This is a genomic window from Pseudonocardia kunmingensis, from assembly GCF_006716445.1.
GTDB lineage: Bacteria > Actinomycetota > Actinomycetes > Mycobacteriales > Pseudonocardiaceae > Pseudonocardia > Pseudonocardia kunmingensis.
The window spans coordinates 2,682,329-2,702,408 of the sequence record NZ_VFPA01000001.1 but is presented as its reverse complement, the minus strand read 5'-3'; the positions used below and the strand labels follow the sequence as shown (position 1 = coordinate 2,702,408).

Genomic DNA, 20,080 nt, shown 5'->3' with positions numbered 1-20,080 from the left:
GTGACACCGGACAGGGTGACTCGACGGCCCACCGCAATTGGTTTATGGTGCGACTGCGGCATCGCCGCGCGGCAGGAGCAGGTTCGAAGTGGGTGGAGGTTGCGGCGATGGCGCAGATCCGTGAGGTGCGGCTGATCGACGACCTGGACGGAGAGGCCGCCGACGAGACGATCGAGTTCGGTATCGACGGCAAGAACTACGAGATCGACCTCTCGAAGGCGAATGCGGGGAAGCTGCGCGACGCACTGGCGGCCTACGTCGCGTCGGCCCGGCGCTCCGGCGGTCGCCGCCGGGGTGGCTCGAGCACCGGCGGCGCGGCGCGGCGCCCGTCCATCGACCGCGAGCAGAACCAGGCGATCCGCGACTGGGCGCGCAAGCGTGGCATGAAGGTCTCCGATCGCGGCCGCATCCCCGCCGAGGTGCTCGAGGCCTACCACCGGGAGAACTGACCGCTTCCGGGCGCTCCGCGCGTGCCGTGGTTAGGCTGGCCTCAGTAGTCGATGGACCGAGGAGGCCCCGTGGCGCGCAGGACGACCACCCTCGAGGTGCGCCGCACCGAGCGGCTCACCCCGCACATGATCCGGGTCGTTGCCGGGGGTGAGGAGCTGTCGGCGTTCCCCGACACGCCCCACACCGACCGGTACGTCAAGATCCTCTTCCCCCGGCCCGAGGTGTCCTACCCCGAGCCGTTCGACATGGACGTCATCCGGGCCGAGCTGCCGCGCGAGCACTGGCCGGTGACGCGCACGTACACCGTGCGGGCGCTGGACCACGCCGCGGGCGAGCTGACGATCGACTTCGTGCACCACGGCGACTCCGGGCTCGCCGGGCCGTGGGCCGCCGCCGCCCGGCCGGGCGACGTGCTGCGCCTCGCCGGTCCCGGAGGCGCCTACGCGCCCGACGCCACCGCCGACTGGCACCTGGTGGTCGGCGACGAGAGCGCCCTCCCGGCCATCGGCGCCGCCTGCGAGCGGGTGCCGGCCGGTGTCCCGGTGCTGGCGGTCCTCGAGGTGGCCGACGCGGCCGAGGAGCAGGAGCTGGCCTGCCCCGGTCGGCTGCGCGCCACGTGGCTGCACCGCCACCCGGGAGCTCCGAACCAGCTCGCCGACGCCGTGCGGGCCCTGGAGTTCCCGACCGGTCGCGTCCACGCGTTCATCCACGGCGAGGCCGGGTTCGTGCGCGACATCCGGCGCCACCTGGTCAACGAGCGCGGCGTGCCGCGCGAGGCGCTCTCGGTGTCGGGCTACTGGCGCCGCGGCGTCGATGAGGACGGCTGGCAGGCCGAGAAGGCGGCGGAGCGCGCCGGCGCGACGTCCTAGCCGGCCAGAGCTCGCATGATCGGTGTGGTGTCACGGCTCCCACCCGGACGAACGGCACTCTCGTCGGTACCTAGCCGACGAAAGTGCCGTTCGTCATGCGGATCCCGCGCACGCGACCCGTCGACGAGCGCGCGCTGCAGCCGCTCCGACCTACCCATCCGGTGTGGTTCCTCGCAACGGTGGGCGTCCGGCCCGACCGGCAGGGGCGTGGCCTCGGACGGGTGGTGCTGGAGCCGGGGCCGGCGGACGCGGACGCCGGGGGCGTGCCGTGCTTCCTGGAGACGTCCCTCGCGGCGAACCCAGCCTTCTACCGGCGGCTCGGGTTCGAGGTGGTGGGCGAGGTCGACCTCCCCTGTGGGGGGCCGCGGACGTGGGCGATGCGACGGGCGGTTCGAGACACCCCGGATGGGCGAGTGGGACCACTCTGACCAGGTGATGGGCCGCCGGGCGGAATCTGGCGGAGCGGGCTCGCGTTGAGCCGGGTACGTGCGAGACGGGCGTCCGGGTGTCCCGGCCCGATACAGTGGGAGTCGGGGTGTACCCGGCGCAGCGCGCCGGTGCATGGCGCAGCAGGCTAGGAGCGTAAATGTTCGAGAGGTTCACCGACCGAGCGAGGCGGGTTGTCGTCCTGGCGCAAGAAGAAGCCAGGATGCTCAACCACAACTACATCGGCACCGAGCACATCCTCCTTGGCCTCATCCACGAGGGCGAGGGTGTCGCCGCGAAGGCGCTGGAGTCCCTCGGTATCGCCCTGGAGGGCGTCCGCCAGCAGGTCGAGGAGATCATCGGTCAGGGTCAGCAGGCGCCGAGCGGGCACATCCCGTTCACGCCGCGGGCCAAGAAGGTGCTGGAGCTGTCGCTGCGTGAGGCGCTGCAGCTCGGCCACAACTACATCGGCACCGAGCACATCCTGCTCGGCCTGATCCGCGAGGGTGAGGGCGTCGCCGCGCAGGTGCTGGTCAAGCTGGGCGCCGACCTCAACCGGGTCCGCCAGCAGGTCCTGCAGCTGCTGTCCGGCTACCAGGGCAAGGAGCCCGCCGAGGGCGCCTCCGGCGGCCGCGGCGAGGGCACCCCGAGCTCCTCGCTCGTCCTCGACCAGTTCGGTCGCAACCTCACCCAGTCCGCCCGCGAGGGCAAGCTGGACCCGGTCATCGGCCGGGAGAAGGAGATCGAGCGGGTCATGCAGGTCCTCTCCCGGAGGACCAAGAACAACCCCGTCCTGATCGGCGAGCCCGGCGTCGGCAAGACCGCCGTCGTCGAGGGGCTGGCCCAGGGCATCGTCAAGGGCGAGGTGCCCGAGACGCTCAAGGACAAGCAGCTCTACACGCTCGACCTGGGCTCCCTTGTCGCGGGCTCCCGCTACCGCGGTGACTTCGAGGAGCGCCTGAAGAAGGTGCTCAAGGAGATCCGCACGCGCGGCGACATCATCCTGTTCATCGACGAGCTGCACACGCTCGTGGGTGCCGGTGCCGCCGAGGGCGCGATCGACGCCGCCAGCATCCTCAAGCCGATGCTGGCCCGCGGCGAGCTGCAGACGATCGGTGCCACCACGCTCGACGAGTACCGCAAGTACGTCGAGAAGGACCCGGCCCTGGAGCGCCGCTTCCAGCCGATCCAGGTGGGCGAGCCGAGCGTCACGCACACCATCGAGATCCTCAAGGGCCTGCGCGACCGGTACGAGGCGCACCACCGCGTCACGATCACCGACCCGGCGCTGGTGGCCGCGGCGACGCTGGCCGACCGCTACATCTCCGACCGCTTCCTGCCGGACAAGGCGATCGACCTGATCGACGAGGCAGGCGCCCGGATGCGGATCCGCCGGATGACCGCGCCGCCGGACCTGCGCGAGTTCGACGAGAAGATTGCAGCCGTGCGTCGCGACAAGGAGTCGGCGATCGACGCGCAGGACTTCGAGCGGGCCGCGCACCTGCGCGACTCCGAGAAGCAGCTGCTCGGCCAGAAGGGCGAGCGGGAGAAGCAGTGGAAGTCCGGTGACCTGGACGTCGTCGCGGAGGTCGACGACGAGCAGATCGCCGAGGTGCTCGCCAACTGGACCGGTATCCCGGTGTTCAAGCTCACCGAGGAGGAGACCACGCGTCTGCTCCGCATGGAGGACGAGCTGCACAAGCGGATCATCGGCCAGGAGGAGGCCGTCAAGTCGGTGTCGCAGGCCATCCGCCGCACGCGCGCCGGCCTGAAGGACCCGAAGCGCCCGTCGGGCTCGTTCATCTTCGCCGGCCCGTCCGGTGTCGGTAAGACCGAGCTGTCCAAGGCGCTGGCCAACTTCCTGTTCGGCGAGGACGACGCCCTCATCCAGATCGACATGGGCGAGTTCCACGACCGCTACACCGCCTCGCGGCTCTTCGGTGCCCCTCCCGGGTACGTGGGCTACGAGGAGGGCGGCCAGCTCACCGAGAAGGTGCGTCGCAAGCCGTTCTCGGTCGTGCTGTTCGACGAGATCGAGAAGGCGCACCAGGAGGTCTACAACACCCTCCTGCAGGTGCTGGAGGACGGCCGCCTGACCGACGGTCAGGGCCGCACGGTGGACTTCAAGAACACCGTGATCATCTTCACCTCGAACCTCGGCACCCAGGACATCTCGAAGGCCGTCGGCCTCGGGTTCGCCCAGGGCAACGACGAGCAGTCGAACTACGAGCGGATGAAGAACAAGGTCAACGACGAGCTGAAGAAGCACTTCAGGCCGGAGTTCCTCAACCGCATCGACGACATCGTCGTGTTCCACCAGCTGACCGAGGAGCAGATCATCACGATGGTCGACCTCATGATCACGCGGGTGGAGGCTGCGCTGGCCAACAAGGACATGGACATCGAGCTCACGCCTGCGGCGAAGGGCCTGCTGGCCCGTCGTGGGTTCGACCCGGTCCTGGGTGCGCGGCCGCTGCGCCGCACCATCCAGCGCGAGATCGAGGACCAGCTGTCGGAGAAGATCCTCTTCGGCGAGGTGGAGCCCGGTCAGATCGTGGTCGTCGACGTCGAGGGTATCGACCCGGACGCCCCGAACTCGCGGGCGGCCGACGACAAGGCCGTGTTCACCTTCCGCGGTGAGCCGAAGCCGGTCACGGTGCCGGACTCGCCGCCGGTCGACCTGGCCAAGTCGGGCGACGAGTGATCCGCTAGACCCACCGGGACGGCCCGTCCGGACGCGAGTCCGGGCGGGCCGTTCTGTTGTCCGCCCTCAGGTGCAACCCGTCGACGGCTCCGCGCCCGGCGGGAGCAGCGCGCGGGCCGCCGGGCTCAGCTCGGCGGGCAGCACCCGGCAGAGGTGCGAGTGCCACTGCTCGGCGGTGGCCGCGAGCTGCAGCGGCATCCGACCGCCGACGCCGTTGACCTCGAGGGTCTCGCCGTCGAGGCGGTCGAGGCCGTCGGGCGAGGGCCGGACGGAGCCCGCCTGGGCAAGGCGGTCGAGGTCCCAGAACACGACCTCCCCGCGCAGGACGTTCTCCGACACCAGGAGCCCGTCCGTGCCGAAGCCGGTGAGCCGGGCGAGGTCGGGAGCCGGGATCGCGCCCACGCGGGCGCGCGTCGGGATGTCCCAGACCTCGATCGCCCCTTCGCGGAAGATCGCGAGCCGGTCGCCCGCGCTCGCGACGTCGGTGAACAGGTCGAGGGGCGTCTCGATCGTCGCCAGCAGGCGCCCGGCGCGGGCGTCCCACAGCTCCAGGCCGGCCGGGCCCGCGACGAACGCCTCGCCGGGCCGGTCGGCGCGGGGCCAGAGCCGGGGCATCCGGACGACCGCCTGGTCCGCGGCCGGGTCGGCGAGTCGCCGGGGCTCGCCGAGCAGCTCGCCGGTGCGCCCGTCCCAGGCGCTCAGGTACCCGTCGGCGAGGGCGACGACGACCTCGCCGCCGCTGTCGCTCACCACGACGCCGCGGTCGGTCACTGCCGGGTCGCTCGGCGGGCGGGCGGAGAACGTCCTGGTCAGGGTGGGGAGCTCGTAGCGGTCGAGCTGCCAGCCCTCGGGCCCCCTGCCGAAGGTGACCAGCGCGTCCTGGACCGACCAGCCGCCCGCGTCGGTGACCGCGGCGGGCAGCGCCGCGATCGGGTCGCCGGTGGCGGGGTCGTACGCGTCGAAGGCGCTGGTCCCGGCCGCGGGGGAGTCGCGCGTGACGAGCACGGATCCCGGGGCGTCGTAGTGCGTCGAGCCGAAGCCGGGGTCGAACCGGATCTCCCGCGCCGCGGGGATGCGCAGCACGGTGGGACCGACGGCCACGAACGCGACGAGGCCGCCGTGCCCGTCGGGGAGCGCGGTGACGACCGGGGCCTCCCCGGTGGGCCATGCGGTCGGGTCCAGCGGTGGGGCGGCGGCCTGGTAGCTCACGCCGGTGACCAGGTCGGTGATCCGGACCAGCTCCACCGCGGGCGGGTCCGCGAGGCTGCCGAACGGGTCGACCGCGTAGCGGCCGTCGAGGGAGAACCAGAGCAGCGCGCACGAGGAGGTGGGCAGCTCGATGCGGTGCCGCTCGGTGCCGGTCACCAGGTCCCGGACCTCGAGCTGCGCCTGCTGGGTGTCGCCGCCCGCGTCGACCGGCCCGTCGACGCACGTGGCGGTCAGGCTGCCGCCGCCCTGCACGGTCGTGGTGGGCGGCAGCGTGCGGTCCGGCGCATCGCCGTCGACGTGGTGCAGCGTCCAGCTGACCTCGAGCCCGCCGCCCGTGCGGAGCGCCACGAGGCCGGGGTCGGGGGTCAGCCGCAACCGGACGTCGTCGGTGTCCAGCGCGAGCGGTGCGGCACGGGTGGTGCCGGTCGCGAGGTCGCGCAGGTGCACCGTGGCGCGGCCCGGTCGGTCACGGGTGAGCCACCCGAGGCGGGTGCCGTCCGGCGAGAAGCCCATCGCCAGCACCTGCGGCCCGCCGGGGGCGGCGAGCTCCAGGTCGGGGGCGGGGGCACCGACCGTCCAGAGCCGCAACCCGCCGTCGCCTGCGAGCACACCGACCCGGGTGCCGTCGGGGGATGGCAGCACCTTGGCGGCGCCGGTGGGTTCGGGGAGCTCCCACGGCGGCGCGGGACGGGGCGCCGCCGCGTCCCGGACGAAGTCGATGCGCGGGTCCTGGCCCGCCAGGAGCGTGTCGCCGTCGGCGCGCAGGCCCAGCTGCTCGGGCCCGCCGGGGCCGCCGGTGAGGACGCCGTCGACGCCGGCCAGTGCCGCGTAGCGGTCGGCGAGTGCCGTGCGGGCGGCGGGGCTGTCGGGGTCGCTGTTCCAGGCGACGGCCGCGAGCTCGGCGGCGAGCACAGGGTCGGTCCCGGCACGGGCGGTGGCCTGCCCGGCGAGGTTGCCGGCGTTGGCGGTGGCGAGCTGCGTGGCCACCTGGTTGCCCCGCCGTACCGCGACGACCGACAGCGTGCCCGCCGCCAGCACGAGCACGCCGAGCACGGCCGCGACGAGGCGCCAGCGCCGCACCTCCCGCCGTTGCCGGGCCCGGCTGCGCCGCACGTACTCGGCCTCGCCCGTGCCGACCTCGCCGGGCCGTTCCCGCAGCCACCCCTCCGCCGAGTCCAGGGCGCCGCCCCGCAGCAGGGCGCCGTCGTCGTGCCCGCCGGCCGCCCAGCGGCCGCGTGCGGCGTCGAGCTCGGAGCGCCAGGCCAGGAACGCCCGGTCCGACTCCAGCCAGCCCCGCAACCGGGGCCAGTGCTCGATCAGCGACTGGTGGGCGAGCTCGACCGAGCCTCCGGTGCGACCGCCCGCGGCCACCAGCAGGCGACCGGCGGCCAGCGGCGGCACGAGGGCGCGCAGCCGCGGCGGGAGCTCGTCGAACGGGGCCGCCCTGCGCACGAAGCGGCCCTCCGCGGCCGGGAGCACCAAGCGGGTGCACAGCGCCCGCAGCTCGTCGAGGCGCCCTTCGGCGATCACGCCGGCGACGACCTGCTCCGCATGGGCGGCAACCGCCCCCGCCACGCCGCCTGCCTCCTCGTAGCCGCGGACGGTGAGCGAGCCACCCTCCCGGCGGGCCCACAGCTGCGCGAGCAGCGACTCCACCAGCGGGAGCCGGCCCGGCTCGGTGCCCGCGTCGTCGAGGATCCGCTCGACCAGCCCGTCCTCGAAGGCGAGGCCCGGCGCCCGCTCGGCCGGGCGGACGACCGCCTCCCGCAGCCGCGCGCGGTCCATCGGCCCGACGAGCACGGTGCCGGGGCCCAGGGCCTCGGCGGCGTCCGCCGTCAGGACCTCGTCGAGGGCGGTGCCCCGCATCGTGAGCACGACGCGCAGCGCGTCCCCGTCACCGGACGGTGCCGACACGGCGGCGAGCGCGTCGAGCAGCTCGCGGGCGGCGTCGAGGTCGGCGTCGGCGAGCTCCTCGAACTGGTCGACGACCAGCACGAGCCGCCGCACCGGCGCGCGGGACACCGCGTCGGCGATCTCCGCGACGGCCGCGGCCCGACCGGCCGGGTCGGCGAGCCCGGCGGCGATCCGCTGCGCGTCGCCCCGGTGCCCGGCCGGCGCGAGGACGGCCTCGACGACCGCGGGCAGCACCGGGGTGCCGGGCAGCGGCCGGACGTCCGCCACGGCCACGCCGTCCGCCCGCAGCCGGGGCAGCAGCCCCGCACGCACGAGTGAGGACTTCCCCGCCCCGGACGGGCCCGCCACGGCGACGAGGGGGTGCCGGTCCAGCGCGGCCCGCAGCCGCCGGACCTCGGGCTCGCGGCCGAAGAAGTACTCGGCGTGCTCCTCGCCGAACGGTTCGAGTCCCCGGTACGGGTTCGGCAGCAGCTCGGGGTCGAGCCCGAGGACCTGCGCGACCGGGATGAGGTACGCGGTGGTGACGCCGGGGTCCCGGTCGGCGGCGACGGTCATGCCGACGACGGCGTCGGAGGCCTCGTCCCACACCGGCGCGCCGCTGAACCCCCCTTCGATCGGCTGGTCGCCGGGGGTGCCCTGCAGCTGCAGCCACCCGGTGCCCTGGCCGGCCCGGAAGCGGCCGGTGGACCACACCCCGTCCCAGCGCCCCTCCGGGAACCCGAAGACCCGGAACGGGCGGTCCCAGAGGCGGTCGAACCGGCGCACCGGGGGCATGACCGCGCCGGGTGGGGCGGGCGCGGTGAGCCGGAGCAGGGCGACGTCGCCCGTGCCGTCCTCCTCGATCGGCAGCCAGCGGTGGACCCGGGCCCAGCCCGGGACCGGCCCGCCGGGCAGGACGGGGAAGTCGATCGCCACGGGTGCGTCCGGGGCGGGACCGTAGGCGTCGGTGCCGGCGGCGGTCGCCACGACGTGGGCGCACGTGGCCACCAGGTCGGGCCCGACGAGGAAGCCCGAGCCCACGACGTCCCCGCGGCGGTCGCGCACGCGGACGCACGCGGTGGCGGCCAGCGCGGGGATCGCGCGTCCGGACGTGACGGTGCCCGGCGCCGTCACGACGTGCGTGCTGCCTTCGTCCGCCACCCTGCTCCCCCGGATCCGGTCACCGCGACGCTAACGGACCGCGCGGAAGCGGCTAGATTCGTGCCGTGAGCCCCGTCCGCGTGGTTCCGGAGACCGAGCTCATGTCCGGTGAGCTGCTCTCGGCCGACGACGCGTGGCACACCGTGCGCCGCTACGGGCTGCGGCACCTGCTCGTCACCGCGTTCGTCCGCTTCCGCTACGGCGACGGCTTCAGCCACGCCCGCGCCTTCGCCCTGCAGCTCGCGCTGGCCGCGGTGCCGCTGGTGATCGCGGGCGCCGGCCTGGCCACGGCGATCGGGGTCGAGTCCTTCGCCGAGGTGGTGGCCCGCACGGTCGTGGCCGTGTCACCGGGCAGCAGCGACTCGCTGCTGGCCGAGGTGCTCGAGGGCGGCGAGGAGGCGAGCGAGCGCGGCGAGGTCGTGGCGGTGCTCGGTCTGGCCACCGCGTTCGCCGCGGCGACGTCGGCGTTCGCCCAGCTGGAGCGGGGTGCCAACCGGATCTACGGCACCAAGCGCGACCGGCGGGCGCTGCGCAAGTACGCGCGCGCCGCGTTGCTGACGGCGACGGCGGGCGTCTCGATGGCGGTGGGCCTGCTGCTGATCGTGGCCGGCGAGCCGTTCGGCGAGGCGATGGAGTCGGTCTACCACTGGGGCGACGGCGTGGAGGAGGTCTGGGACGGGCTGCGGTGGCCGGTCGGGCTGGCCGCGCTCGTCGTGGCCGTCACGCTGCTGTTCCGGCACGCCCCGCGGCGGCGGCAGCCGGGCCTGAGCTGGCTCGCCGTCGGCGCCGCCGCCACGGTGCTGGCCTGGCTCGCGGGCTCGGGTCTGCTGGCGCTGTACGTGGTGCTGGCGGCGGGTTTCGACGACACCTACGGGCCGCTCACAGCGATCATGGCGCTGCTGCTGTGGGCCAACGTCACCGGCGTGGCGCTGCTCGCCGGCATCGCGCTCGCCGCGCAGCTGGAGGCGGTGCGGGCCGGGCGGCTCGACCCGCTGCTCGCCGACAGCGACGACGACGGCATCCCCGACGAGCTCGACGAGCACCCGGACTCGCCGGCCCGCTGAACGGGCGGGGCGCTCAGCCCCCGGACGCGGTGGAGCGCTGCACGACCTCGAACTCCAGAAGCGACGAGCCGCTGGCGACCGGGCGCGCCCGCTCGCCGGAGTGCGCCTCCTTGGCGGGCCCGTTGAGCCACGCCTGGAACGACTCCTCGTCCTCCCAGTGCGTCAGCACGAAGTAGCGGTTCTCGCCGGCCACCGGGCGCAGCAGCTCGAACGAGAGGAAGCCCGGCTGGCCGTCCACGGCGTGCAGGCGGTTGGCGAACCGCTTCTCCAGCTCGGGTCCGGCGCCCTCGGGCACCTCGATCGCATTGATCTTCACGACGGCCATGGCGTCCAGCGTAGTCACCGGGCGGACCTGGCACGCATCTCGAGCCATGCCGCGTGCTGGGTTCCGGCACGTTCCCAGAGCGTCTCGACCCCGTCGGCGCCGAGGTCCGCCACCGGGATGCGGAACGTGGCGAGCACCTCGGCGAACTCCTCGAGGCTCGCGATCGTCCGTTCGCTTCCCGCGGCGGCGACGACGCGGCTGCGCAGGGCGAGCTCCCGCCCGTCGCGGTGGTGCTGGGCGACGAGCACCCGCACGTACGGCGATGCGGGCGCGGTCGCGAGCTCGTGGCAGCGGCCCGCGAACTCGGCGAGCGCGCGCGGCCGCGTGCGCAGGTCGTACGAGGCGACGGAGCCGGCGGGGTGGTGGTGGACGCGCCAGGTGGTGGTGTCGAGGCGCTCGAGCCGGTAGTGCAGCGAGCCCTGCCGATGGGTTCCCCCGCGCAGCGGCAGCGGCTCCAGGAACGCATCTCCGATGCCGGTGTCGGCGAGCCACGGCTCGCCGCCGGCCGTGACGAGCAACGCGACGTGGTTGCCCCACGCCGCATCCCCGCGGTCCGCCCGCAGCACGCCGCACTCGACCAGGTCCACGGCGAACCCGACGGACCGCAGCAGCAGCGCGAGTGCGCCGTTCATCTCGTAGCAGAACCCGCCCCGTCCCCGCCTGCCGAACTTGTCGAGCAGGGCCTCGGGGGCGAGCTCGATCGGCCGGCCGAGCTGGATGTCGACGTTCTCGTACGGGACGCGCGTGCGCCACGCCCGGTGCAGCCTGCGCAGGGTCGGCAGGTCCGGGCGCAGCGGTGCGTCCACCCCGAGCCGGTCGAGCAGCATGCGGCCGTCCATGGGGCCTCCCTATCCGGACGAAGTTCGTCCGCTTACGGTAGCTGAACCGGACGATGATCGTCCAGTTCATCCGGTACCGTTCGGTCGGTGGAGTCCCTGCGGGCGGATGCGCGGCGCAACCGGGCCCAGATCGTCGACGCAGCCGGAGCGCTGTTCGCCGAGCGCGGTCCCGACGTCCCGATGGAGGAGATCGCCAGGCGGGCCCGCGTCGGGGTGGGCACGCTGTACCGCCGGTTCCCGGACCGGGACGCGCTGGTGCGCGCCGTCGCGATCGAGAGCTTCCACCGGGTGGTGGCGAACGCGCGGGCCGCCGCGGACGAGCCGGACGGGTGGAGCGGCCTCACCCGTTTCGTGCGGGCCTCCGTCACCGACCTGCGCCTGGCCACCTGGCTGTCGATGTGGTTCGCACGCACCTGGGCGGACCTCAGGGTGGACCGCGAGCAGCAGGAGCTGCGGGCCGACCTGCTGGAACTGCTCGACGACCTGGTCGGGCGGGCCCAGCGGGAGGGGGCGATGCGCCCCGAGGTCGGCGTCGGCGATCTCGCGGTGCTGCTCGCGCTCGTCCTGCGTCCGCTCCCGGGGCCGCTCGCGGCCGTCACCGAGCAGGCGGTCGAGCGGCACGTCGCGGTCGTGCTCGACGGGCTGCGCCCCGGCGGCGAGCCCCTGCCCGGCCGCCCGCTCACGCGTGAGTCGCTTCTGACTAGTCAAATGTGAGTGCTTTACTGGGGTCGTGAACCCCACGAGGCTCTTCGTGTTGAGCGCGCTGGCCAAGGGCGGCGCGATGTACGGCCACCAGATCCGCCGCGACGCCCGCGTGGACCGCGCCGAGCTCTGGTCCGACGTGCGACCCGGTTCCCTCTACGGCGCGTTGCACCGGCTCGAGGACGAGGGGCTGGTCCGGGCGGTGCGCACCGAGCAGGCGGGCCGGCTGCCCTCGCGCACGGTGTACGAGATCACCGACGAGGGCCGCCGGGAGCTGGGCGTGCTGCAGGCCGAGGCGTTCGAGGAGGTCCGCTTCCCGCCCGACCCCGTCGACCTGGCGCTGGCCACGGTGGACGGGACGGACGAGGCCACGTTGCGCGGCCACCTCTCCGACCGCGTCCGGGAGCTCGAGGCCCGGCTGTCACGGCTGGACCACCTGGCCGACCGGCGGTGGCCGGACCAGACGCCTGCCGACGACCTCGTCGTCGAGCACGCCCGGCTGCGGCTGCGGGCCGAGCTGGAGTGGCACGCGCTGGTGCTGGACCAGCTCGGGAAGCTCGGGGGGAGGCCATGACGGTCCGGGAGCTGCGGCTGATCGGCGACCCGGTCCTGCGCACCCCGTGCCGCCCGGTCACCGCCTTCGACGCGGGCCTGGCCGCGCTGGTCACCGACCTCGTGGACACCGTCGCGCTGCCGGGCCGCGCCGGCCTCGCGGCCAACCAGATCGGCGTCTCACTGGCCGCGTTCTCCTACGACGTCCAGGGGGCGCGCGGCTACGTCGTCAACCCGCGGCTGGTCGCCACCGACGGCGAGTACGACGGCGAGGAGGCATGCCTGTCGGTGCCCGGGGTCTCGGCGATGCGGCTGCGGGCGGCCTACGCGCGGGTGGAGGGCGTCGACGCGCTCGGGCGGCCGATCGTCGTCGAGGGCACCGGCGAGCTCGCCCGCTGCCTGCAGCACGAGACCGACCACCTGCGCGGCGAGCTCTACATCGACGCGTTGACCGGCGAGCGCAGGCGCACGGCGCTGCGGCAGCTGCGGGAGGCCGGCGCGCGGTGATCGCGGGTATCGGCTGCGCGGATCAGCCGGTGTCGACGGCCACCACCCGGGCACGGACGGTCGGCACCGGGTGCAGCACGGCGAAGGCGTCGGCCGGGCGCTCGGTCGCGAGCACGCAGTGCGGCAGCCAGGTCCCCGGCAGGTACGCGGCCAGCGGGGACCGCACGCGACCGGCCAACGCGTCGTGCACCGCGCCGTGCACGGCGAGCAGCTCGGCGTCGACGACGGCGGCGAGCACGAGCTCGTCGGGACGACCGGCCACCGTGCCAAGGGTGGCCAGCCAGATCGAGGGCAGGGCGAGCAGGCGCACCTCGGCGGCCAGCGCGTCCCGGGCGGGTTGCGGGATCGAGCCGGCCGCCGCGGCGGTGACGGCGGGCGCCCCTTCCGGCACTGCGATCCCGTGCGCGATCAGCTGCGCCCGCAGCGCGGTCAGCTCGGCGCAGGCGGCGTCGTCGAGGCGGAAGCGGACGGTCTGGGGCATGTCAGGCCGGGAGCGCGAAGCGGCCGTCGTCGTGCTGCTCGGCAAGCCCGTCGACGAGCAGCGAGTGCAGGCAGCGGTCGCGCTGCGCCGCGTCGGACCACACGGCGTCCAGCGCGGCGCGCTCCACGGGCCCGTCCGCGCCGCGCAGGACGTCCAGGAGCCGACCGCGGACCTGCCGGTCGGTGCCGGCGAAACCCTGCACCGGTCGGCGCGGGCCCGTGTACTCCGGCCGGCCCGCCGCCCGCCACGCGCACGTCCCGCGCACCGGGCAGGCGCCGCAGCGCGGGCCGCGCGCCGTGCAGACCACCGCGCCCAGCTCCATGAGCCCCGCGGAGACGACCGCGGCGGACCGGTCGTCAGGCGGGAGGAGGGCGTCGACGTCGGCGAGGTCGGCGGTCGTGCGGGCGGGCCCGGCGTCACCGTGGCCGTGCACCGCGCGGGCGACGACGCGGCGGACGTTCGTGTCGACCACCGGGCAGCGCCGCCCGTAACCGAACGCGGCAACCGCCCGCGCCGTGTACGCGCCGATGCCGGGCAGCGCTTCCAGGGCCGCGATGTCGGCGGGCACGACGTCGCCGTGCTCGCGGGCGATCACCCCGGCGGCCTCGTGCAGCCGCAGGGCGCGGCGCGGGTAGCCGAGCTTGCCCCAGGCGCGCAGGACCTCCGCGCGGGAGGCCGCCGCCAGCGCCGACGGCGCCGGCCAGCGGGCGAGCCAGTCGGCCCAGACCGGCTCGACGCGCGCGACCGGCGTCTGCTGCAGCATGAACTCGCTGACCAGGACGCCCCAGGGCGTGGTGCCCGGGCGGCGCCACGGCAGGTCGCGTGCGGCGGCGGGGTACCAGTCGAGCACGAGTGCGGCGAGCGACACGGCTGTCGATCGTGCCACCGTGCCTGGTGGGCGCCCTGTGGGGGCGTGCACCAGCGGCAAACGATCTACCGTGGGACCGTCTCTCGGGTGCTTCCGGCGCGTCGCGACGCGCCGTGCTCACCCCAGGTTCGCAACTTGTGGTAGTCGCTCGGATACGCTCCGTGATGTGTGGGAGCCGGTGGGTCCGCTGCCCGCGTCCGTCTACTGGAGACGACGCTGGCTCGCCATTGCCGCCGTCCTCTCCGTCCTCGTGCTCCTGGCCTGGGGCGTCGGCGCGCTCGCCGGTGCGATCGCCGCCCCGCGCGGCGACGGCACCACCAGCCTCGCCAGCCGCCCCGCCGCCGTGTCCGCTCCCCAGCAGGCCTCCCCGTCCCCGGCTGCGCCGGCCGCCCCCCTGCCGCAGCCGGGGACGGAGGGGCCGCCGACACCGCAGTCGCAGCTGCAGTCGCAGCCGCAGTCGCAGTCGCAGCCGGAGGGGGCGCCTCCCTCTCCCGTCGACGGGCCGCCGAGCGCGACCGTCGAGGGCGGGCCCGACACCTCGACGGCGACCTCGAGCCCGTCCGGCACCAGCGAGGGGCTGGTGCCCGACGACACCCCGCGCGCCACCTCACCGGTGCCGTCACCCGCCCCGGTGCCGCCCACCGGGCCCGTCGCCTGCACCAACGAGATGCTGGCCGTGGCCGCCGAGGTGGATCGACCGGAGCACCGCGTGGGGGAGCGCCCGTTGCTGCGGCTGGTGGTCACCAACGTCTCCGACCAGCCCTGCGTGCGCGATCTCGACCCGGAGCGGCAGGAGATCGTCGTCTGGAGCGCCGACGGCAGCGAGCGGCTGTGGTCGAGCAACGACTGCTCGAACGCGCAGGGCGTGGACCTGCGCACCCTGGTGCCGGGCCAGCCGGTTGCGTCCTCGGTGCGCTGGGCGGGGCGCACCTCCGAGCCCGGCTGCCCGCTGGAGCGCTCGACGGTGCCCGCGGGCGACTACCGCGTGATGAGCCGGGTGGACGACGTCATCAGTCCGCCGACCCCGTTCGTCCGCAGGCCCTGACCGACGGTTGACACAGCTTTCCATCCTTCCTAGGCTTTCCATATCGAAAGTAGATGCAACTAGGAGGCGCTGTGTCCGGAACGCCCGAACTCGACCGCGTCGCCGACGCACGGCGCAAGCTCGCCGCGCACGCCGGGTTCCCCCGCTCCTACTGGGTGGTCTACGGGCTCGTGCTGGTGCTGAGCGCGGGGCTGCCGGTGTGGGTGTCGTACCTGCCCTCGGACGGCTGGGTCTACGTGTCGTGGGCGATCGCCGTGCTCGGTGTCGGATCGGCGGTGTACGCGATGGTCCGGCGGCGCCGCTCCGGCGTGTACCTGTCCCGTCGGATCAGCGCCTACCCGACGGCCCACAGGATCTGGCTCGCCGGGCTCGTCGTCACCTTCGGTGGGTTCGTCGGGATCCAGCAGCTCGTCGAGCACGGTCATCGCGACATCGCGCTGTACGTGCTCGCTCCGCTCGCGGTTGTCGTGTTCGTCGCTCAGGTGGCGACCCGTTCGGCGATGCGTGCCGACATCGAGGCCGGCCGGGTCACCTCGTGAGCCGCCCCGGTCCCGGGCAGCCCGAGACCGCTGGGGGCGTCCCGGTCCCGGGCCGGGATCCGCTGCTGGAGACCGGCCCCCGGCTGGCGATGTGCGCGCTGCTGCAGGGTGCCGAGTGGGTGGACTTCGCCTCGGTCCGGGACATGCTCGCCGTGAGCGACTCGGCGATCTCCAAGCACAGCCGCACCCTCGAGGACGCCGGGTACCTCGAAGTCCGCAAGGGCTCCATCGGGCGTCGCCCGCGCACCTGGTTCCGCCTGACCGCCACCGGACGGCAGGCCTTCAGCGGTCACCTCACCTGGCTGAACGGCCTGAGCCAGGCCCGCCTCGACGTCCCCTGAGGGAGGCCGGAAGCGGCTCACTGCCCCCGGGACGGGCGGATCGCGTCGAGGACCACGCCCACGTCGCGGACCTCGGTGAGCCGCATGCCCTCGGGTGCCTGCCCGCTGTCGGGCGGGACGAGGGCGTGGGTGAAGCCCAGCCGGGCGGCCTCGGCGAGCCTGCGGTCGAGGCCGGTGACCCGGCGGACCTCACCGGCGAGTCCGAGCTCGCCGAGGACCACGACGTCGGCGGGGAGCGCGACGTCCCGGCGGGCCGAGGTGATCGCCAGCGCGAGCGCGAGGTCGGCGGCCGGCTCGACCACCCGCATGCCCCCGACCGTGGCCGCGTACACCTCCGCGTCGTGCAGCCGCACGCCCGCCCGCTTCTCCAGGACGGCGAGCAGCATCGCGACGCGGGCGTTGTCGAGGCCGCTGACGGCGCGGCGCGGGCTCGGGATGTCCCTGCCCGTGACGAGGGCCTGCAGCTCGGCGGGCAGCGGGCGCCTGCCGTCCATCACCACGGTGACGGCCGTGCCCGGTACCGGCGGGCCGCCGAACCGGGCCAGGAACAGCCCCGAGGGGTCCGGCATGCCGACGATGCCGGCGTCGCGCATCTCGAAGCAGCCCACCTCGTCGGCGGGCCCGAAGCGGTTCTTGATCCCGCGCACCATGCGCAGGGTGGAGTGCTTGTCCCCCTCGAACGCGAGCACGACGTCGACGACGTGCTCCAGCACCCGGGGGCCCGCGATGCCGCCCTCCTTCGTCACATGCCCGACGAGCAGCACGGGCAGGCCGCGCTCCTTGGCCAGCCCGGTGAGCGCGACGGTGACCGCGCGGGTCTGGGTGACCCCGCCCGGCGCGCCGTCGGCCTCGCTGCTGGACATCGTCTGCACCGAGTCGACGATCAGCAGGTCGGGGCGCAGCTCGTCGAGGTGGCTGATGATCGCGCCGAGGTCGGACTCGGCGGCGAGGTAGAGCTCGTCGTGCACGGCGCCGGTGCGCTCGGCGCGCAACCGCACCTGCCCCGCGGACTCCTCACCCGTGACGTACAACACCCGCCCGCTGCGCGCCACCTGCGCGGCGACCTCGAGCAGCAGCGTCGACTTGCCGACGCCCGGCTCCCCGGCCAGCAGCACGACCGCGCCGGGGACGAGGCCGCCGCCCAGCACGCGGTCGAGCTCGGAGACCCCGGTGGGACGGGCGCGGGCGGCGTCGAGCGCGACGTCACCGATGCGGCGGGCGGGCGCGCTCGGCGCACCGGCGGCGACGCGCTGGCGGGGACGGGCGGGCGCGCTCGGAGCGCTCTCCTCGAGCGTGCCCCAGGCCTGGCAGGTGGGGCAGCAGCCCACCCATTGCGCGGCCTGGTGCCCGCACTCGGTGCAGCGGTAGCCGCTGCGCGCGGACCGCGTGCGCGTGGTCACGCCGGCGCTACGCGTGCCCGCTCTCGCGCAGGGTGTCCGGGTTGGCCACGGGGACCTCGAACCGCAGCTCGCCCGCGCGCTCGAAGGTCAGCACGAGCGGGTAGGTGCGGCCGGCCTGGATGTCCTCCCGCAGCCCGCTGAGCACGATGTTCGCCACACCGGGGGTCCCCTCGTCGATGGGCAGCGGGGCGACGGCGGCGGCCTCGGGGGTCGTGCCGGTGGCGGGCTCCTCGCCCGGCGTCGCCTCCTCGCCCGGCGCGGCTGCGGCGTCGGCGGGCGCGGGTGCCGGGGCCGCGGGAGCGCCGCGCACGGCGAGCGCCTGGCCACCGGAGACCCGCATGTCGCCGGTGATCTGCACGGTGGTCGCCACCGGGCTGCTGGCCGACACCAGCCGGTCCAGCTCGGCGCCGGTGTTGACGATCGTCATCGACAGCGGGGCGTCGGCCCCCACGGCGTGGACCGCGTCGCCCTCGACGGGGCCGTCGAACTCGAAGGTGGCGTTGCGGACCGCGATCTGCCCCGCGGTCGCGTTCGCGCCTTCGACGGCGGCGACCTGGTCGCTGGTCTGCGTGATCTGACCCGCCCCGCAACCGGCGAGCGCGAGGGCCCCGATCAGGGTGCCTGCGGCGAGTGCGGCTCGTGTGGGGCGGCGGCGCGCTCGGTCGCTCACGAGGGTGACGTCCTTCCTGTCGCCTGGCATCCCGCCTGGCCTCCTGGATCGGCGGCGCGACGGATGCGGACGCGGTGCGCCCGGCGTGATCGCGCGGGCGGTCGCCGGGTGCGACCACGGAAAGCCTAACGCCACCGGTAGCAGCGCTGGTCGCGGTCCCCTCCGACCCTCCGGTGCACGCTCACCTGCACGTTTCGTCGCCATTGTCAATCCCCTGACCTGCGACGACAGTGCACACCGGGGAGCGAAGGCGGGTTCGGGCGTGTTAACCTGGAGGAAGCGAAAGGGGCAGAGGACACATGGTTTTCAAGGTCGGAGAGACCGTCGTCTACCCGCACCACGGTGCCGCTCTCATCGAGGCCATCGAGACTCGGACGATCAAGGGCGAGGAGCGCAAGTACCTCGTCCTCAAGGTCGCGCAGGGTGATCTCACGGTGCGTGTTCCCGCCGAGAACGCCGAGGTGGTCGGCGTCCGCGACGTGGTGGGCCAAGAGGGTTTGGATCGGGTGTTCGAGGTGCTCCGCGCCCCGCACACCGAGGAACCCACGAACTGGTCCCGCCGGTACAAGGCCAACCTCGAGAAGCTGGCTTCCGGTGATGTGAACAAGGTCGCCGAGGTCGTGCGCGACCTGTGGCGGCGCGAGAAGGACCGCGGCCTGTCCGCGGGCGAGAAGCGCATGCTGGCCAAGGCTAGGCAGATCCTCGTCAGCGAGCTCGCGCTCGCCGAGGGCACCGACGAGGAGCGGGCCGAGGTCCTGCTCGACGAGGTGCTGGCCACCGCGAACGCCTGAGCGCGGTCGCTCTGCCCGGAACCGCCGAGCCGTCCGTCGACCGTCGCGAGCCCGTTGTCGCGGCGGTCGTCGCCGGTTCGGCGCATGCCCTCACGCCGGTGCTGGGCGTGCCCGCGGTGGCGCGTGCCGTGCGCACGCTGCTCGCCTCGGGTCTCGTCGACCGGGTCGTCGTGCTGGCGGCCCCGGCGCAGCACCGGGAGCTCCAGCAGGCCTGCGCCGCGCTGCCCGTCAGCGTGCGCGCGGCCGGGCAGCACGCGCTTCGGGGTGTCGGGGCACACGCCGCTCAACGATCGCCCGGCACGGGAAGTGACGCCGTCGCCACGGCGAGTGTGCAGGAGATCGTGCTCCTGCACGACGCCTGCCGTCCGCTCGCCCCGGGCGCGCTGGCCGCGGCCGTCGTCGCTGCCGTACGTGGCGGTCACGGCATGGCGGTACCCGTGTTGCCGTTGACCGACACCGTCAAGCGCGTACGTGCCGGCGTCGTCACCGGCACACCGGACCGCTCGCAGCTGCGGGTCCTGCAGACCCCGCTCGCCGTCCGTGCCGACCTCCTGCCCGCCGAGCTCGGCGGCGACCCGCTCGACGTCGTCCGCCGCCACACCGCGGCCGGCGGGGCGGTGCACACCGTGCCCGGGCACCCGGCGGCGTTCGCCGTGCACAGCCCGTGGGACCTGGAGCTCGCCGAGCTGGTGGCGGAGGGGACGATCGCGCTGTGAGGATCGGGATCGGCACGGACGTGCACCCGGTGGAGCCCGGACGCGAGTGCTGGGTGGCCGGGCTGCGCTGGGACGGGGTGGACGGCTGCGCGGGGCACTCCGACGGTGACGTCGCCGCGCACGCGCTGTGCGACGCGCTGCTCTCGGCTGCCGGACTGGGCGACGTCGGCGCGGTGTTCGGCACCGGGCGCCCGGAGTGGTCGGGTGCGAGCGGCGTGGCACTGCTCGGCGAGGTGCGCAGGCTCGTGGCCGCGCAGGGCTGGGCGCTCGGCAACGCCGCGGTCCAGGTGATCGGCAACGCCCCGAAGATCGGCACCCGCCGCGCCGAGGCGCAGCAGGTCCTCTCCGAGGTGCTCGGCGGCCCGGTGGCGGTGTCCGGCACGACGACGGACGGCCTGGGCCTCACCGGCCGCGGCGAGGGCCTGGCGGCGGTCGCGACCGCCCTCCTGCTCCCGGCCTGATTGCAGCGAAGCCCCTTTCACGCAACCACATGGCATGAAAGTGGCTCTGCTGCGATGTCCGTCCGCC

The 20,080-nt window shown here is 74.6% G+C and carries 21 protein-coding genes; 14 read left to right on the top strand and 7 right to left on the bottom strand.

Going from position 1 to position 20,080, the window contains the following annotated elements; genetic code table 11:
- Positions 1–107 precede the first annotated feature (107 nt).
- The 4 genes from FB558_RS12870 to FB558_RS12855 all read left to right on the top strand — a co-directional run bounded on the left by FB558_RS12870 (position 108) and on the right by FB558_RS12855 (position 4,449).
- The gene (locus FB558_RS12870; protein ID WP_142052190.1) at positions 108–449 is read left to right on the top strand and encodes a histone-like nucleoid-structuring protein Lsr2; all 342 of its coding nucleotides are present in this window, start codon (positions 108–110) and stop codon (positions 447–449) included.
- Between the two features lie 51 nt (positions 450–500).
- Complete coding sequence (locus tag FB558_RS12865; RefSeq protein WP_142052187.1) at positions 501–1,319, top strand: siderophore-interacting protein; 819 nt, start codon at positions 501–503, stop codon at positions 1,317–1,319.
- 95 nt (positions 1,320–1,414) lie between these two features.
- The gene (locus FB558_RS12860; protein WP_142054103.1) at positions 1,415–1,747 is read left to right on the top strand and encodes a GNAT family N-acetyltransferase; all 333 of its coding nucleotides are present in this window, start codon (positions 1,415–1,417) and stop codon (positions 1,745–1,747) included.
- 158 nt (positions 1,748–1,905) lie between these two features.
- On the top strand, positions 1,906–4,449 hold the full coding sequence (locus FB558_RS12855; protein WP_142052185.1) for an ATP-dependent Clp protease ATP-binding subunit: 2,544 nt from the start codon (positions 1,906–1,908) through the stop codon (positions 4,447–4,449).
- Between the two features lie 66 nt (positions 4,450–4,515).
- On the opposite strand, the gene FB558_RS12850 is transcribed toward FB558_RS12855, so the two are convergent.
- Positions 4,516–8,712, bottom strand: coding sequence for a serine protease (locus FB558_RS12850; RefSeq protein ID WP_142052182.1), 4,197 nt, complete (start codon positions 8,710–8,712; stop codon positions 4,516–4,518).
- Positions 8,713–8,777: 65 nt separating this feature from the next.
- Between FB558_RS12850 and FB558_RS12845 the strand changes: the two genes are divergently transcribed.
- Positions 8,778–9,776, top strand: coding sequence for a YihY/virulence factor BrkB family protein (locus tag FB558_RS12845; RefSeq protein ID WP_211366342.1), 999 nt, complete (start codon positions 8,778–8,780; stop codon positions 9,774–9,776).
- Between the two features lie 13 nt (positions 9,777–9,789).
- On the opposite strand, the gene FB558_RS12840 is transcribed toward FB558_RS12845, so the two are convergent.
- Positions 9,790–10,101, bottom strand: coding sequence for an antibiotic biosynthesis monooxygenase family protein (locus FB558_RS12840; RefSeq protein WP_142052179.1), 312 nt, complete (start codon positions 10,099–10,101; stop codon positions 9,790–9,792).
- Positions 10,102–10,115: 14 nt separating this feature from the next.
- Positions 10,116–10,940: an arylamine N-acetyltransferase family protein gene (locus FB558_RS12835; RefSeq protein WP_246106395.1), complete on the bottom strand. Its 825-nt coding sequence runs from the start codon at positions 10,938–10,940 to the stop codon at positions 10,116–10,118.
- A gap of 87 nt (positions 10,941–11,027) precedes the next feature.
- Here FB558_RS12835 and FB558_RS12830 point away from each other — a divergent pair, with 87 nt between their 5' ends.
- From FB558_RS12830 to FB558_RS12820, 3 genes are read left to right on the top strand one after another with little or no spacing between them, the layout of a single operon-like run.
- On the top strand, positions 11,028–11,654 hold the full coding sequence (locus FB558_RS12830; protein WP_142052176.1) for a TetR/AcrR family transcriptional regulator: 627 nt from the start codon (positions 11,028–11,030) through the stop codon (positions 11,652–11,654).
- A gap of 16 nt (positions 11,655–11,670) precedes the next feature.
- Positions 11,671–12,216: a PadR family transcriptional regulator gene (locus tag FB558_RS12825; protein ID WP_142052173.1), complete on the top strand. Its 546-nt coding sequence runs from the start codon at positions 11,671–11,673 to the stop codon at positions 12,214–12,216.
- Complete coding sequence (locus tag FB558_RS12820) at positions 12,213–12,701, top strand: peptide deformylase (RefSeq protein ID WP_142052168.1); 489 nt, start codon at positions 12,213–12,215, stop codon at positions 12,699–12,701. The genes FB558_RS12825 and FB558_RS12820 overlap by 4 nt, the downstream gene beginning before the upstream one ends.
- 22 nt (positions 12,702–12,723) lie before the next feature.
- Here FB558_RS12820 and FB558_RS12815 read toward each other — a convergent pair whose 3' ends face one another.
- Entirely contained in the window at positions 12,724–13,182 is a 459-nt protein-coding gene (locus FB558_RS12815) for a 2'-5' RNA ligase family protein (protein ID WP_142052165.1), read from the bottom strand.
- A gap of 1 nt (position 13,183) precedes the next feature.
- Positions 13,184–14,050, bottom strand: a complete 867-nt coding sequence (locus tag FB558_RS12810; RefSeq protein WP_211366339.1) for an HhH-GPD family protein — start codon at positions 14,048–14,050, stop codon at positions 13,184–13,186.
- A 166-nt stretch (positions 14,051–14,216) separates the two neighbouring features.
- Here FB558_RS12810 and FB558_RS12805 point away from each other — a divergent pair, with 166 nt between their 5' ends.
- The 3 genes from FB558_RS12805 to FB558_RS12795 all read left to right on the top strand — a co-directional run bounded on the left by FB558_RS12805 (position 14,217) and on the right by FB558_RS12795 (position 15,975).
- Complete coding sequence (locus FB558_RS12805) at positions 14,217–15,095, top strand: hypothetical protein (RefSeq protein ID WP_142052159.1); 879 nt, start codon at positions 14,217–14,219, stop codon at positions 15,093–15,095.
- A 71-nt stretch (positions 15,096–15,166) separates the two neighbouring features.
- On the top strand, positions 15,167–15,634 hold the full coding sequence (locus tag FB558_RS12800) for a hypothetical protein (RefSeq protein WP_142052156.1): 468 nt from the start codon (positions 15,167–15,169) through the stop codon (positions 15,632–15,634).
- Positions 15,631–15,975: a winged helix-turn-helix domain-containing protein gene (locus FB558_RS12795; protein ID WP_246106394.1), complete on the top strand. Its 345-nt coding sequence runs from the start codon at positions 15,631–15,633 to the stop codon at positions 15,973–15,975. The genes FB558_RS12800 and FB558_RS12795 overlap by 4 nt, the downstream gene beginning before the upstream one ends.
- Before the next feature lie 17 nt (positions 15,976–15,992).
- Here the strand turns inward: FB558_RS12795 and radA are convergent, their stop codons facing one another.
- Both radA and FB558_RS12785 read right to left on the bottom strand, forming a co-directional pair.
- On the bottom strand, positions 15,993–17,375 hold the full coding sequence (radA, locus tag FB558_RS12790; protein WP_142052153.1) for a DNA repair protein RadA: 1,383 nt from the start codon (positions 17,373–17,375) through the stop codon (positions 15,993–15,995).
- A 7-nt stretch (positions 17,376–17,382) separates the two neighbouring features.
- Positions 17,383–18,045: a copper chaperone PCu(A)C domain-containing protein gene (locus FB558_RS12785; protein ID WP_211366337.1), complete on the bottom strand. Its 663-nt coding sequence runs from the start codon at positions 18,043–18,045 to the stop codon at positions 17,383–17,385.
- A 299-nt stretch (positions 18,046–18,344) separates the two neighbouring features.
- On the opposite strand from FB558_RS12785, the gene FB558_RS12780 reads away from it, so the two are divergent.
- The 3 genes from FB558_RS12780 to ispF are packed head-to-tail and all read left to right on the top strand — an operon-like array spanning position 18,345 to position 20,013.
- A complete protein-coding gene (locus tag FB558_RS12780; RefSeq protein ID WP_094921897.1) occupies positions 18,345–18,836 on the top strand; it encodes a CarD family transcriptional regulator in 492 nt (163 codons plus the stop codon).
- A complete protein-coding gene (locus tag FB558_RS12775) occupies positions 18,833–19,552 on the top strand; it encodes a 2-C-methyl-D-erythritol 4-phosphate cytidylyltransferase (protein ID WP_142052147.1) in 720 nt (239 codons plus the stop codon). Before FB558_RS12780 ends, FB558_RS12775 begins: the two co-directional genes overlap by 4 nt.
- Positions 19,549–20,013, top strand: coding sequence for a 2-C-methyl-D-erythritol 2,4-cyclodiphosphate synthase (ispF, locus tag FB558_RS12770; RefSeq protein WP_142052144.1), 465 nt, complete (start codon positions 19,549–19,551; stop codon positions 20,011–20,013). The genes FB558_RS12775 and ispF overlap by 4 nt, the downstream gene beginning before the upstream one ends.
- Positions 20,014–20,080: the final 67 nt, after the last annotated feature.

Coding starts and splice junctions, on each gene's coding strand:
- FB558_RS12855 (WP_142052185.1), top strand. CDS start 1,906: ATGTTCGAGAGGTTCACCGACCGAGCGAGGCGGGTTGTCGTCCTGGCG.
- FB558_RS12820 (WP_142052168.1), top strand. CDS start 12,213: ATGACGGTCCGGGAGCTGCGGCTGATCGGCGACCCGGTCCTGCGCACC.
- FB558_RS12835 (WP_246106395.1), bottom strand. CDS start 10,940: ATGGACGGCCGCATGCTGCTCGACCGGCTCGGGGTGGACGCACCGCTG.
- FB558_RS12780 (WP_094921897.1), top strand. CDS start 18,345: ATGGTTTTCAAGGTCGGAGAGACCGTCGTCTACCCGCACCACGGTGCC.
- FB558_RS12840 (WP_142052179.1), bottom strand. CDS start 10,101: ATGGCCGTCGTGAAGATCAATGCGATCGAGGTGCCCGAGGGCGCCGGA.
- FB558_RS12815 (WP_142052165.1), bottom strand. CDS start 13,182: ATGCCCCAGACCGTCCGCTTCCGCCTCGACGACGCCGCCTGCGCCGAG.
- FB558_RS12865 (WP_142052187.1), top strand. CDS start 501: ATGGACCGAGGAGGCCCCGTGGCGCGCAGGACGACCACCCTCGAGGTG.
- FB558_RS12870 (WP_142052190.1), top strand. CDS start 108: ATGGCGCAGATCCGTGAGGTGCGGCTGATCGACGACCTGGACGGAGAG.
- FB558_RS12860 (WP_142054103.1), top strand. CDS start 1,415: ATGCGGATCCCGCGCACGCGACCCGTCGACGAGCGCGCGCTGCAGCCG.